Genomic DNA, 12,782 nt, shown 5'->3' on the forward strand with positions numbered 1-12,782 from the left:
TTCTCATCTGCGTACAGTGTTCGCATCGAAGGAACGGTGTGCGCAACCCGAAAGGAAACCCCATGGAGACCCGCAATCCACGCCGCTGGTGGATCCTCGTCGTGCTGTGCCTCAGCTCGCTGGTTCTGGTGGTCGACAGCATGGCGCTGACCGTCGGGGTGCCGTCGATGACCGAGGACATCGGCGCGAGCGCACAGGACACCCAGTGGATCCTCGACTCCTACATCCTGGTCTTCGCCGGGCTCCTGCTCACCTCCGGCAGCCTCGGCGACCGGTTCGGCCGCCGGAAGATCATGATCATCGGCCTGCTGCTCTTCGGTGCGGCGTCGCTGGCCGCGACCTTCTGCACGAGCCCCGGCGAGGTGATTGCCGCGCGGGTCACGATGGGCGTCGGCGGGGCGCTGATCATGCCCTCGACGCTGTCGATCCTCATCACCGTCTTCGACGACGAGGAGCGCGGCAAGGCGATGGCGGTGTGGAGCTCGGTGTCGATGCTCGGCCTGGTCGGCAGCCCGGTCCTCGGCGGTGTGCTGATCGACCACTTCTCCTGGCACTCGATCTTCTTCATCAACGTGCCGGTCGTCGCGCTGGCCGTCCTGGCGGGCCTCACCCTCATGCCGGAGTCGAAGGGGCCGTGGCAGAAGCCCGACCCGCTCGGCGCGGTGCTGTCCGCGGCCGGTATCACCGCCCTGGTCTGGTGGATCATCGAGCTCCCGCAGCACGGCGCCTTCGGCGGCCGGTCGGCGATCACCCTGGCCGTCGCGGTCGTCGCCCTCGCCGGGTTCGTGGTGTGGGAGAACGTCACCGCCGCGCCGATGGTGCCGCTGGTCCTGTTCAAGCACCGCAACTTCAGCGGCGGTTCGGTGTCGCTGACCCTCGTACAGATCGGCAACGGCGGCCTGCTGCTGGTGCTCACCCAGTACCTGCAGTTCGTGCTCGGCTACTCGCCGATCAAGGCGGGCCTCGCGTTCGTGCCGCTGGCCGTTGCCGCGCTGGTCGGCAACATCGTGGGTACCGGGCTCGCCGCGAAGATCGGCAACCGCCTCCTGGTGCTGGCCGGAATGCTCGTCATGGCCTCCTCCTTCGCGCTGCTGACCACCGTCTCGGCCGGCACGGGCTTCGCCGTCCCGGCGGTCGCGCTCGGCCTGCTCGGCCTCGGCGCGGGCCTTGCGATGCCGGCCGCGGTCGGCGCGCTGATGGGCACCATCCCGGCGGAGAAGGCGGGCGTCGGCTCGGCCCTGAACGACACCATCCAGCAGGCCGGCACCGCGCTCGGCATCGCGATCCTCGGCTCGCTCCTGACGAGCGGCTTCCGCAACGAGATGCCCGCCGACGCACCCGAGCAGGCCAAGCAGTCGATCGCCGGCGCACTGGCCGCCGCCCACGGCGACACCGGACTGGTCCACGCCGCCCGGGAAGCCTTCACCGACTCGATGTCGGCCACCTTCACCATCAGCGCGATCGGCGTTCTCGCCGCCGCCCTCCTGGCCACCCTGGTCATGCGCGACACCAAGCCCGGGGCCGCCCCCGCTCCGGCTCCGGCGGAGGAGTCCGAACTCATTGCCTGACCTCGTGAAGAAGGCCGGTGCCCCGGGAGGGCGCCGGCCTTCTTCCGTTGCCGGACAGGTGGTGGTCGGCTTGGGGGCGGACCAGCATGCCCTCTACTGCGGGTGGTTCACCTTCGTCCGTCCACGGAAATCCGCCCGGACCCTCTCGGCGTACGGTCGATGGATTGTCCGCACGAGGTGGTCGAGGCCGCGCAACCTGAAGTCCGGAGGGGCACAGTGACCGGAGGGGCACAATGAAAAGGCACGTGCGTTCGCGCGTATCGGCGTATGCCGTTGCCACCGTGCGGGACCAACTGCTGTTGACTCAACTCTCGGATGCCTCACCGGTCTTCGAGCCCGGGCTGTGGCACCTTCCCGGCGGGGGAATCGATCCGGGCGAGCAGCCGCGGGAGACGCTGGCACGCGAGCTGCACGAGGAGACCGGCCTCGAACTCCTCGACGCCCGCCTGGTGGATGCGCGGGCATATACGGCCACCCGGCTCGGGATCAGCTGGAACCTGGTGGGTCTCTTCTACATCGTCGAGCTCAAGCCCGGACCGCTCGTGGTCACCAAGGCCGATGACTCCACGAGCGCGGTCGAGTGGATGCCCCTGTCCGGCCTGGAGGACTCGATGCTGTCCCCGGCCGCGATCGACGGTCTCGGGATGATCGGTGCGCGAGGGGGGCGGTCCGCGGCCGCCCGCTGAGCCGGACGTTCCGGGGCGTGCCGCCGGTGGACGAGATGTTCACCGGGGCCGACGCGATCGCGGGGTTCGAGGCATTCGGGCCCGCCTGCCTGACCGGTGCGCCCGAGGCCCCGGCCCCCGGTTCCGGTACGCACCCGCTCACCGGCTGCCCGGCCGGCGCGACCGACCCCGTACCTCCGAACAACGCCGCACCGAACGGCTACCTGCGGCTGACCGACGCCTCCAACGACCAGTCCGCCGCGGTGCTCTACAACCACGCCCTCCCGGCGAACCAGGGCCTGGTCACCACCTTCGACCAGTGGCAGTACGGAGGCACGACCACCCGTGTGACCTGCGGTGAGACCACCCTCGCCCCGGCCGGTCAGTCCGGTGACAGCACCTTCTGCAGCGGCGCCTACCGGGTCACCGAGGCCGATGCCAAGCACGGCAAGGTCACCAACCTCGCGGTGGCCACGGCCGAGAACGGAAGCGTCCGGTCGAACCAGGACCAGGCCCGCATCGCCGTCGAGAAGAAGTCGTGCCACGAGAAGCACTGCAAGCCGAAGCCGAAGCCGTGCCATGACAAGCACTGCTCGAAGCCGAAGCCCAAGCCTTGTCACGACAAGCACTGCTCCAAGCCGAAGCCGAATCCGAAGCCCAAGCCGTGCCACGGCAAGAACCCCTGCCGCTCGGTGTGGCACGAGCTCCGCACAGCTGACCGAACGAACCATGGGCACCCGCCACCACCCGGTGGCGGGTGCCCGTCCGTTTCCCGGTCAGTGCCGTCCCGCCAGCCGGTCCGCGGCCTTCGCGATGGGGTCCGTTCCCGGGCGGGGCGAGGTGAGTTCGCGGCGGTCGGCGGTGCGGTAGGCGGCGTACATGCCGTGGACGCCGAGCCAGCGGAAGGGTTCCGGTTCCCAGCGGCGGACCTTGTGGTTGACCCAGGGGAGAGTGGTCAGGTCGGTGGGGCCGGACTGGCCGGAGTCCTGCTGGATCAGGTCGCGCAGGGTGCGGGCGGCCAGGTTGGTGGTGGCGACGCCGGAGCCGACGTAGCCGCCGGCCCAGCCGAGGCCGGTGGAGCGGTCGAGGGTGACGGTGGCGCACCAGTCGCGGGGGACGCCGAGGACGCCGGACCAGGCGTGGTCGATGCGGGCGGCCGCGGTGGTGGGGAAGAGGCGGACGAGGATGTCGCGGAGGGCCTCGATGGTGGCGGGCTGGGTGCGGCCGTCGTTGTCCGTGCCGGACCCGTAGCGGTACGGGACGCCGCGGCCGCCGAGTGCGATGCGGTCGTCGGCGGTGCGCTGGGCGTACATGTAGGCGTGGGCCATGTCGCCGAGCGTTTCGCGGCCGTCCCAGCCGATGGTGTCCCACATGGACCGGGGGAGCGGCTCGGTGGCGATCATCGAGGAGTTCATGGGGAGCCAGGTGCGCTTCTGGCCCTTGAGGTTTGCGGTGAAACCCTCGGTGCAGCGCAGGATGTACGGGGCGCGGACGGTGCCGTACGGGGTGTGGGCGTGCTTGGGCCTGATCTCGGTGACGGGCGTCGACTCGTGGATGGTGACGCCGAGCGCCTCGACGGTCGCGGCGAGGCCCTTGACGAGTTTGACCGGGTGCAGGCGGGCGCCGTGCGGGGTCCAGGTGGAACCGACGGCTCCGGTGACGTTGATGCGTTCGCCGGTCTCGCGGGCGCCGCGCAGGACGCGGTCCTTCTCGCCGAAGGCGATCTCGACGGAGTGGAAGTCCTTGAGCCGGGCCAGCTGGGCGGGGGTGTAGGCGACTTCGAGGACACCACCCTGGTGGATGTCGGCGTCGATGTTCTCCTCGGCGGCCACGCGGACGACCTCGTCGACGGTGTCGTTCATCGCCTGCTGGAGGCGGACGGCGGCTTCGTGGCCGTGGAGCTTGGCGTAGCGGTCGCGGCCCGCGATGCCGTTGTACAGCCAGCCGCCGTTGCGCCCGGAGGCGCCGTAGCCGCAGAACTTGGCTTCGAGGACGGTGATGTTGAGGAAGGGGACGGCCTTCTTGAGGTAGTAGGCGGTCCACAGCCCGGTGTATCCGCCGCCGACGATGCAGATGTCGGCGGTGGAGTCGCCGGGCAGGGGCTCGCGGGGGGTGGGGGTGCCTTGGTCCGCGTACCAGAACGATATGCCGCCGTTGACGGTGCTGACGGTGCTCATGTTGCCCCTGCTTTGTCCGGTGTGAAGCCCTGGTTGAAGCTGTTCTTTATGGGGCGGGACGTTACTGCGCCGGAGGGGTTTTCGTCTTCGGTCGGGACCGGGTCAGTGGGTAGCAGGCGAGGCCGATGAGTACGGAGGTGAAGTGGCCGAGGTCGGTGAAGGCGCGGCCGGTGATGAGCGGGATGCCGTAGAAGACGAGGACGGCGAAGAGATACACGTACCGCCAGGGCGGCGGGATGCGGTACGTGAGGACGGCGACGACACCCGCGAGCGCGTAACTGACCCCGACGTCGAGCGTGTTGGCAGCGGCCGGCGGTACGTGTCCGTGCCGGATGGCCCAGGCCAGGACGCCTTCGCTGACGAGGGTGGCGAGGACATGGGCCGCGATGACGACGGCGAGCCAGCGCAGGGTGCCGAGCCAGCGTTCGGCGGGGGCGTGGAAGACGGTGTAGAGGACGGCGTAGGGAGCCCAGTGGCCGCTGTCGATCCAGAAGGCGCTGGCGATCAGTACGCGTACCGGGTCCTGGGTGAGTTCGTGGATGTTGGTCGAGCGCTGGCGCAGGAAGTCCTCTTCGAAGTCCGGTGACATCTGGTGGACGATGAAGGTGGTGACGAAGAGTGCGATCAGCCAGATGTAGGTGCCGGGTGCGCTGCGGATCCATGAGCCGACGCTGCGGATCCACGAGCCGGCGACGGTGCGCGGCCGGGTGGGCGGGGCGGGGCTGCTCGGAGTCATATCCGATTGATGCACGGCTCTACGATCGTCCGCGTGATTGACATTCCGGACGAGCTGATCGACACCCGGTCCACGTTCGACGGGGCGGCCGGGCGGGCCTTTCTCGCGGCGCTGCCTGGGCGGGCCGCCGAGTTCCTGGAGCGGTAGGGGCTGCGGCGGGACGGTGAGGCGTTCTACGGGGTGCGCGCTGGTGCTTCCGGTGGTGCGGGTGGCGGACGGTCGCAGGGCGGCGTTGAAGCTTCAGCCGGTGGACGAGGAGACGGTGGGGGAGCCGGGGCGGCTGCTGCAGAACGGTCTGTGGGATGTGTCGGGTGGGGAGCGACGGCTGGAATCGAACCAGGCCGAGACCGCACGGCAGTTGCTGGGGCGGGGCCGGCGGGGTACAGACCCGTGCTTACGCTGCCCTCATGATTCGTACCGCTACCCCCGCCGATGTCCCCGTCATCCACGCCATGGTCCGTGAGCTGGCCGATTACGAGAAGGCCCTGCACGAGGCGAACGCCACCGAGGAGCAGCTGCACGAGGCGCTGTTCGGCGAGCGGCCCGCCGCCTACGCGCATATCGCCGAGTCGGACGATGACGGCGAGGTGGCCGGCTTCGCGCTGTGGTTCCTGAACTTCTCCACGTGGCGCGGGGTGCACGGCATCTACCTGGAGGACCTGTACGTACGTCCTGAGCGGCGTGGCGGCGGGCACGGGAAGGCGCTGCTGACGGAGCTGGCGCGGATCTGTGTGGAGCGCGGCTACGAGCGCCTGGAGTGGTCGGTGCTGAACTGGAACACCCCGTCCATCGCGTTCTACGAGTCGCTGGGTGCGCGGCCGCAGGACGAGTGGACGGTGTACCGGCTGACGGACGGGGCGTTGACGAAGCTCGGCGGTGAATGAGCCCTCGCCCGGTTACGGGATCAGGACGACCTTGCCCCTCGTGCCCCGGGTCTCCAGGGCGCGGTGGGCGGCGGCCGCTTCGGCGAGCGGGTAGCGCTGGACGGCGGGGCGGAGCCGGCCGGAGGCCGCCTCGGAGAGCGAGCGGGCTTCGAGGGCGCGCAGGCCGCCCGCCTTCGCCATCATGACGGGGCCGAGCACGCTCCCGGAGGTGATGCCGCGTTCGGCGAGTTCCTCGTCGGTGAAGGTGAGCGGGGCTCCGTCGTGGAGTCCGGCGCCGGACCAGCCGAACACGATGTGCTGCCCGCCCTTGCCGAGGAGGTCGACGGCGGCGCGGCCGGTGGTTCCCCCGACGGAGTCGTAGACGACCGTGGCGCGGCGGCCGAGTCCGTCGAGGTGGGTGCGGACCTGCCGGGGCCAGTCGGGGAGCGTGTAGTCGACGGCGAGGTCGGCGCCGTTCGCCCGGACGGCGGCGACCTTGGCGGGGCCGCCGGCGAGGCCGATGACGGTGGCCCCGGCGTTCTTGGCGTACTGCACGATCAGGGTGCCGATGCCGCCCGCGGCGGCGGGGACGATGACGGTCGAGCCGGGGCCGAGGTCGGTGAACTGCAGGATGCCCAGGGCGGTGCGGCCGGTGCCGATCATGGCGACGGCTTCGGCTTCGTCGAGGCCGTCCGGGACGGTGTGCAGCTTCTCGGCGTCGACGACGGTGAGTTCGGCGTAGCCGCCCGGGACCATGCCGATATGGGCGACGACGCGCTTGCCGAGCCAGCCGGGGCCGGTGCCCTCGCCGAGTGACTCGACCCGGCCCGCGACCTCGCGGCCCGGGATGGTCGGCAGCTCGGCGGGGGCCGGGAACGGGCCCGTCATGCCCTCGCGCAGGGCCGTGTCGAGAAGGTGTACGCCCGCTGCGGCGACGGCGATACGTACCTGGCCCGGGCCGGGTACGGGGTCGTCGGTCCGCTCGTAGGTGAGGTTCTCGGCCGGGCCGAAGGTGTGGAGGCGGATGGCGTGCACGGTGAACTCCCCGCTGGTGTCGGTCGCTGTGGGCCTGTGGGCCCGTGGGCCGTGGGCCTGCGGACCCGTGGGCCTGTGGGGCCACCCTCCGACCTCAAGTCCGCTTGAGGTCAAGTCCTGTCGTGGAGGTGCGGGTGGTGGTCCGGCTCTCGGAAGCCCTGAGGGCGAGCAGCGCCGCCTCCATTCCGCTGTTGAACGACACCTCGCTGAGCAGTCCGGGCGCGGCGACCTGGTCGCCCGCGAGGTAGATGCCGTTGCCGCGGTCGATGGCGGGGCGGTCGCGCCAGGTGGTGCCGGGACGGTCGACCGCGCCGGTGCGGCCGGAGGCGAGGGCCTCGCGCCGCCATACGGTGCGCTCGCGCCAGCCCGGGCAGCCGAGGTCGAGCAGCTCCTCGGCGCGGGCGATGCCGGTGGCCCTGGACTCGCCGGGGGCGAGGGGGAACTGCCCCTGGACGAGCTGCTGTCCGACGGGTGCGAGGGTGCGGTCCTGCGCGCTGAAGCGCTCGATCCAGCCGGGGGCGTCGAGGTCGGACACGGCGAAGGCGTCGCCGCGCCGGGTGCGCAGGGCCAGGTCGATCAGGGCGGTCCTGCCGCTGTCCCAGGTCAGTGAGGGGTCGTGGAGCAGGGTGCGGGCCGAGTCGAGGGAGGTGGCGACGATCACCGGGCCCTGTCGGGCCAGGGCGTCGAGGGTGCCGGCGTCGACGCGGGCCGCCGTCTCGATCCGGACGCCGAGGTTCCAGGCGCGGGCCGCCATCCGGTCGATGACCTGGGCCCAGCCGCCGACGGGGTAGCGGGCCTCGGGTGGCAGCGCGGCGGCGCGGCGCAGCCGTTCCTGGACGAACGCGGCGGAGAGCGCACCGGGGTCGTGGTGGTAGAGCGCGACGGCGGCGTAGTGCGCGGCCGCGCGGGCGCCCGCCTCGCCGACCTGCCCCGCGGCCCAGGTGCGGAAGTCGGTGTCGACGGGGGCCTGCTCGGCGCGGCGACGGGTGAGGCGGAGGAGGGCGAAGGGCGGGGTGCGGCGCAGGGTGCCGCCGAGGCGGAAGCGGAGCCGGGCGCCTTCGAGGAGCGGGAGGGTGGCGACGGGGCCCAGGAGGCTGCGGCGGTCGAGCCAGGTCCAGTGCGGTCCGCGGCGGTAGAGGGCGTGGGGTCCTTCGTTGGTGCGGTACGGGCCTTCGGCGGTCCTGGCCCGTCCGCCGAGAGTGTGGTGGGCCTCGTGGACGGTCACCAGGGCGCCGGACTCGGCGGCGGTGATCGCTGCGGTGAATCCGGCGAGGCCGCCGCCGATGATGTGGATGCGCTGCATGGTCCCGGTCTCCTTCGCTGAAGGCGCTGCTGTGCACGGGACGGCTCGCGGGGCCCCGTTTGTGACATCGGCGAGGGGCGTTGTCAGTGGGGTGGGTCACGATGGGGGCATGGCACGCAGCAGCAGGAAGACGGACACCATCGCAGCGGCACGGCGGCCGGAGGTGCGGCTGCCGCCGCTCGTTGCGTACGACGGCGGAGGACTCGAGCCGGACGGGGACTACGACGGTCTGCGCTTCGAGGGGACGGATCTCGGCGACGAGTCGGGTCCGGGAGCCCGGTTCATGGACTGCGCGCTGGACGGCTGCGCACTGGACCGTACGGAGCTGGTCAGGGCCCGCTTCATAGACTCGGTGCTGACGGGCGTACGGGGTGTGGGCACCGATCTCGCGGGGGCGTCGCTGCGCGATGTGGAGGTGGTGGACGCACGGCTGGGCGGGGTGCAGCTGCACGGCGCGGTGCTGGAGCGGGTGCTGGTGCGCGGCGGGAAGATCGACTACCTGAATCTGCGCAAGGCGCGGCTGAAGGACGTGGTGTTCGAGGGCTGTGTGCTGTCCGAGCCGGACTTCGGGGATGCGCAGCTGGTGCGGGTGGAGTTCCGCGACTGTGTGCTGAAGCGGGCCGACTTCAGTTCCGTACGGATGGAGTCGGTGGACCTGCGGACGGTCGCGGAGCTGGACATCGCCCGCGGGGTGGAGCGGCTGGCGGGTGCGGTGATCAGCCCGTCACAGCTGATGGAGCTGGCTCCGGCGTTCGCGGCGCAGATCGGGGTGCGGGTGGAGGCGTAGCCCGCCGGGGGCGGGTCGGATACGGCCGGGTCAGATACGGGGGAAGCGGGCCTGGAGGTCCCAGATCACGGGGTTGTCGGCGAGCCCGTCGTGCATGTCGGCGAGGTCGGCGATGAGGTCGTGCAGGAAGTCGCGGGCCTCGCGGCGCAGCAGCGAGTGGCTGAAGGTGAGCGGGGGCTCGTCGCCGGGCATCCAGTCGGCCTCGACATCGACCCAGCCGAAGCGGCGCTCGAAGAGCATCCGGTCGGACGACTCGGTGAAGTCCAGCTCGGCGAACTGCCGCCGGTGCGAGCGGTTGCCGCGCGGGTCCTGGTCGATCTGCTCGACGATGTCGCACAACGCCCACGCGAAGTCGAGCACCGGCACCCATCCCCAGGCTGTGGACACCTCGCGGTCCGCCTTGGTGTCCGCGAGGTAGACGTCCCCGGAGAACAGATCGTGCCGCAGGGCGTGGACGTCCGCGCGGCGGTAGTCGGTCTGCGGGGGATCGGGGAAGCGCCGGGAGAGGGAGTAGCCGATGTCGAGCACAGTTCGATGGTGTCATGCCCGGAGGTGCGTCAATGCCGTTGCGGTTGGCTACTCGATCAGGTGATGGATGAGGAATCCCATGTTCTGGCACGAACGGGTTCGGAATGTGCTGCGGACGCTGGACCACCGTGGGGTGGTCGTGGATGACGCGGTCCGGGAGCGGAACGGCTCGTGTCCGGATCTGCAGGTGCGCGACACCTGGGTCGCGCACCTTCACGGCGAAGACGGCCGACGACCTCCTCGTTCAGGAAGGTTGATCCAGGGCAGCAACCGCTGCTCCTTCGCCACGGCTACGGCGCCTGCGCGGGTGTCGACGCCGAGCTTGTCGTAGATGCGGCCCAGGTGGGTCTTCACCGTGGCCTCGCTGATGAACAGGGCGCGGGCGATGTCACGGTTGCCCAGGCCCTGGGACAGCTGGGCCAGGATGTCGAGTTCGCGGTCGGTGAGGGTGGGCCGGGGCTTGCGCATCCGGGCCATGACGCGGCTGGCCACGGGCGGGGAGAGCGTGGTGCGGCCCTGGGCGGCCGAGCGGATCGCGGCGAAGAGCTCCTCCGGGCGCTCGGCCTTGAGCAGGTAGCCGGTGGCGCCCGCCTCGATGGCGCGGGTGATGTCGGCATCCGTGTCGTACGTGGTGAGGACCAGCACGTGGACGCCGGTGGCGGCGATGCGGCGGGTGGCCTCGACGCCGTCGATGCCCTCGCCGAGCTGGAGGTCCATCAGGACGACGTCGGGGGTGAGTCTGGCGGCCAGGGCGACGGCCTCCTCGCCGCTGCCGGCCTCGCCGACGACCTCGATGTCCGGTTCGCTGCCGAGGAGGGCGAGCAGCCCGGCGCGTACGACGGCGTGGTCGTCGCAGAGCAGGATGCGTACGGGCGGCGTCGCGTTCATGAGAGGTCCTCCGGTGCGGGTGCGGGCGTGAGGGGGACGGCGGCGGACAGGACCGTACCCTCGCCCGGTGCCGACTCGATCGTCAGCGTGCCGCCGAGCTGGTGCAGCCTGGCCCGCATCGCGGGCAGCCCGTGGCCGCGTACGCCGCCGGTGGCCGCCGCGGTGCGCCCGGCGGGTGCGAAGCCTCGCCCGTTGTCGGCAATGTCCAGGACGATCCGGTCGTCGAGACGGGTCAGCGTCAGCGCGGCCTCCGTGGCGTGCGCGTGTTCCCTCACATTGGCCAGTGCGCCCTGCGCGATGCGCAGCAGCGCCGACTGCACCCGGTCGGGCAGCGCGGTGTGCTGCTCTCCCTCCACATGGCAGCGGACGGTGAGCCGCCCCTGCGCCTGTGTCGTCTCGCGTGCGGCCAGTGCGTGCAGGGCCGCCTCCAGGCCGCCGCCCTCCGCGAGATCGGCCGGGGCCAGGTCGTGGACGAAGCGGCGGGCCTCGGCGAGATTGCGTTCCGCGATGCCCGTTGCCGTACGGACATGGCGGCGGGCGGTCGCCGGGTCGGCGTCCCAGGTGCGGTCGGCGGCCTGGAGCAGCATCTGCTGGCTGGACAGGCCCTGCGCGAGGGTGTCGTGGATCTCCATCGAGAGCCGCTGGCGTTCGGCGAGGGTTCCCTCGCGGCGTTCGGTGGCGGCCAGTTCGCGGCGGGTGCGCAGCAGGTCGTCGATCAGTTCGTGCTGACGAGCGGCCTGGCGCTGCATATGGACGAAGACCGCTGTCGCGATCGCCGCCACGGCCGGCGGGGCCAGCACCAGGTTCGGGTCGAAACCGTCGGCCAGCCGCAACTGCGCGGCGACGACGAACACGGTGAGCAGAGCGACGAGCGCGAGTGCGGCGCGTGGCGGAAGGATCCGCAGCCCGGTGTAGAACAGCGGGACCGCGCACCACGCGAAGCTCGGCGCGAGGACGACCAGCACCATCCACACGGCGACCAGCACCCCCAGCCACACCACGCTGCGCGGCGTCGGACGCGAACCGAGCACCGGCCCGAGCACGTACAGCACGGCCAGGGCGACGGAGAGCGCGATGATCCACGGGGTGCGGGCCTCGCCGGGGTGCCGCAGCAGGAAGCGGGCGAGCGAGGCGCCGAGCAGCAGGAAGAACGCGGCGTGCATCAGGAGCGTGAGCCATCGGGCATCCGGGTCTCCGGCCCCGGTTGCGCCGTTACTGCTGTGGCCGCAGGCGCCGGTCCGTCCCGTGACCGTGCCGGGTGCCGGTCGGGTTCGGTGCTCCACCTCGTACCCCTCGCTCCCCACCGTCGTCATCGGCACTGCTGACCTGCACAGATACGTCCATGGTTGCCCCGGATGACCACCCCCGCATCAACCGATCGGCCGATGGGGCCGTCGGCCGTCCCGCGCGCGGTGTCGAGCCGGTTCGCCGACCGTACGGCGTCGGACGCGGCCGGAGGATCGATGACAGAGCCGAACGAGCTCACCCACTGACACTGCTGCTCAAGGAGCTCACCATGAAGAAGCTGTCGCTGCGCACCCGCGTCCTGACCGGTGCCGTTGCCGCCGCCGCCCTCGGCGCCGGAACCTTCGGCGCCATGTCCGCCAACGCCTCCGCCCCGGCCGCCGCACCCGCCGCCGGCCTCGGCGCCGACACCGCGAACCGGAACCTCCAGCAGTCCACCCACCTGACCGTGGCCGCCGCCACCAAGGCCGCGCAGGCCGCGCTCGACGCCGCGAAGAAGGAGAATCAGCGCGTCTGCGTCGCCGTCGTCGACCGCAACGGCAACACCATCGTGACGCTGCGCGGTGACGGCGCGGGCCCGCAGGCGTACGAGTCGGCCGCGAAGAAGGCGTACACCGCCGTTTCCTGGAACGCGCCCACCTCCGAGCTGGCCAAGCGCCTGGAGCAGGCCCCGAACCTCAAGGACATCCACGGCACCCTGTTCCTCGCGGGCGGTTCCCCGGTGCAGGTCAAGGGCGCCCCGGTGGCGGGCATCGGAGTGGCGGGAGCCCCCAGCGGCGACCTCGACGAGAAGTTCGCGAAGGCCGGCGTCGCCACCCTCGCGAAGTAACGACCTGGTGCACGATAGCGAGCGGGCTCCCGACACCCTGCGACTCCGCCTCCGGCGTTGCCGTCAGTCGACGACGCTCCGCGTCGCCTCCCTCCTCCGCCTTGGATTCGAAGCCGCATGACGCCGCTCGCTGGTCCACTCTTTATCGTGCACCAGGT

At 71.4% G+C, this 12,782-nt stretch carries 12 protein-coding genes and 1 pseudogene; 6 read left to right on the forward strand and 7 right to left on the reverse strand.

The window, feature by feature from the left end:
• Window positions 1-62: 62 nt before the first annotated feature.
• Together ACGFU7_RS24075 and ACGFU7_RS24080 are read left to right on the forward strand one after the other, a co-directional pair.
• Window positions 63-1,568 (forward strand): MFS transporter, encoded by a 1,506-nt coding sequence (locus ACGFU7_RS24075; protein ID WP_393698105.1) that lies wholly within the window; start codon window positions 63-65, stop codon window positions 1,566-1,568.
• Window positions 1,569-1,813: 245 nt separating this feature from the next.
• Window positions 1,814-2,254, forward strand: a complete 441-nt coding sequence (locus ACGFU7_RS24080; protein WP_393698107.1) for an NUDIX hydrolase — start codon at window positions 1,814-1,816, stop codon at window positions 2,252-2,254.
• A gap of 755 nt (window positions 2,255-3,009) precedes the next feature.
• On the opposite strand, the gene ACGFU7_RS24085 is transcribed toward ACGFU7_RS24080, so the two are convergent.
• Together ACGFU7_RS24085 and ACGFU7_RS24090 are read right to left on the reverse strand one after the other, a co-directional pair.
• A complete protein-coding gene (locus ACGFU7_RS24085) occupies window positions 3,010-4,410 on the reverse strand; it encodes an NAD(P)/FAD-dependent oxidoreductase (protein ID WP_393698109.1) in 1,401 nt (466 codons plus the stop codon).
• A 61-nt stretch (window positions 4,411-4,471) separates the two neighbouring features.
• Window positions 4,472-5,146 (reverse strand): rhomboid-like protein, encoded by a 675-nt coding sequence (locus ACGFU7_RS24090; protein WP_393698110.1) that lies wholly within the window; start codon window positions 5,144-5,146, stop codon window positions 4,472-4,474.
• A gap of 33 nt (window positions 5,147-5,179) precedes the next feature.
• On the opposite strand from ACGFU7_RS24090, the pseudogene ACGFU7_RS24095 reads away from it, so the two are divergent.
• Window positions 5,180-5,516 (forward strand): annotated as a pseudogene (locus ACGFU7_RS24095) (hydroxyurea phosphotransferase); the annotation flags it as partial.
• A 37-nt stretch (window positions 5,517-5,553) separates the two neighbouring features.
• The gene (locus tag ACGFU7_RS24100) at window positions 5,554-6,030 is read left to right on the forward strand and encodes a GNAT family N-acetyltransferase (RefSeq protein WP_393698112.1); all 477 of its coding nucleotides are present in this window, start codon (window positions 5,554-5,556) and stop codon (window positions 6,028-6,030) included.
• A gap of 12 nt (window positions 6,031-6,042) precedes the next feature.
• On the opposite strand, the gene ACGFU7_RS24105 is transcribed toward ACGFU7_RS24100, so the two are convergent.
• A complete protein-coding gene (locus ACGFU7_RS24105; protein WP_393698114.1) occupies window positions 6,043-7,044 on the reverse strand; it encodes a zinc-binding dehydrogenase in 1,002 nt (333 codons plus the stop codon).
• Between the two features lie 94 nt (window positions 7,045-7,138).
• Window positions 7,139-8,347, reverse strand: a complete 1,209-nt coding sequence (locus tag ACGFU7_RS24110) for an NAD(P)-binding protein (protein ID WP_393698116.1) — start codon at window positions 8,345-8,347, stop codon at window positions 7,139-7,141.
• A gap of 109 nt (window positions 8,348-8,456) precedes the next feature.
• On the opposite strand from ACGFU7_RS24110, the gene ACGFU7_RS24115 reads away from it, so the two are divergent.
• On the forward strand, window positions 8,457-9,134 hold the full coding sequence (locus ACGFU7_RS24115) for a pentapeptide repeat-containing protein (protein ID WP_393698118.1): 678 nt from the start codon (window positions 8,457-8,459) through the stop codon (window positions 9,132-9,134).
• Between the two features lie 30 nt (window positions 9,135-9,164).
• On the opposite strand, the gene ACGFU7_RS24120 is transcribed toward ACGFU7_RS24115, so the two are convergent.
• The 3 genes from ACGFU7_RS24120 to ACGFU7_RS24130 form a co-directional block, all read right to left on the reverse strand.
• Window positions 9,165-9,662 (reverse strand): hypothetical protein, encoded by a 498-nt coding sequence (locus tag ACGFU7_RS24120; RefSeq protein ID WP_393698120.1) that lies wholly within the window; start codon window positions 9,660-9,662, stop codon window positions 9,165-9,167.
• Between the two features lie 213 nt (window positions 9,663-9,875).
• On the reverse strand, window positions 9,876-10,550 hold the full coding sequence (locus tag ACGFU7_RS24125) for a response regulator (protein ID WP_393698122.1): 675 nt from the start codon (window positions 10,548-10,550) through the stop codon (window positions 9,876-9,878).
• A complete protein-coding gene (locus ACGFU7_RS24130; RefSeq protein WP_393698124.1) occupies window positions 10,547-11,863 on the reverse strand; it encodes a sensor histidine kinase in 1,317 nt (438 codons plus the stop codon). The genes ACGFU7_RS24125 and ACGFU7_RS24130 overlap by 4 nt, the downstream gene beginning before the upstream one ends.
• A gap of 203 nt (window positions 11,864-12,066) precedes the next feature.
• Here ACGFU7_RS24130 and ACGFU7_RS24135 point away from each other — a divergent pair, with 203 nt between their 5' ends.
• A complete protein-coding gene (locus tag ACGFU7_RS24135) occupies window positions 12,067-12,624 on the forward strand; it encodes a heme-binding protein (RefSeq protein ID WP_393698126.1) in 558 nt (185 codons plus the stop codon).
• Window positions 12,625-12,782: the final 158 nt, after the last annotated feature.

Origin of the sequence: Streptomyces sp. NPDC048473 (assembly GCF_043200155.1) — a bacterium.
Lineage (GTDB): Bacteria > Actinomycetota > Actinomycetes > Streptomycetales > Streptomycetaceae > Streptomyces.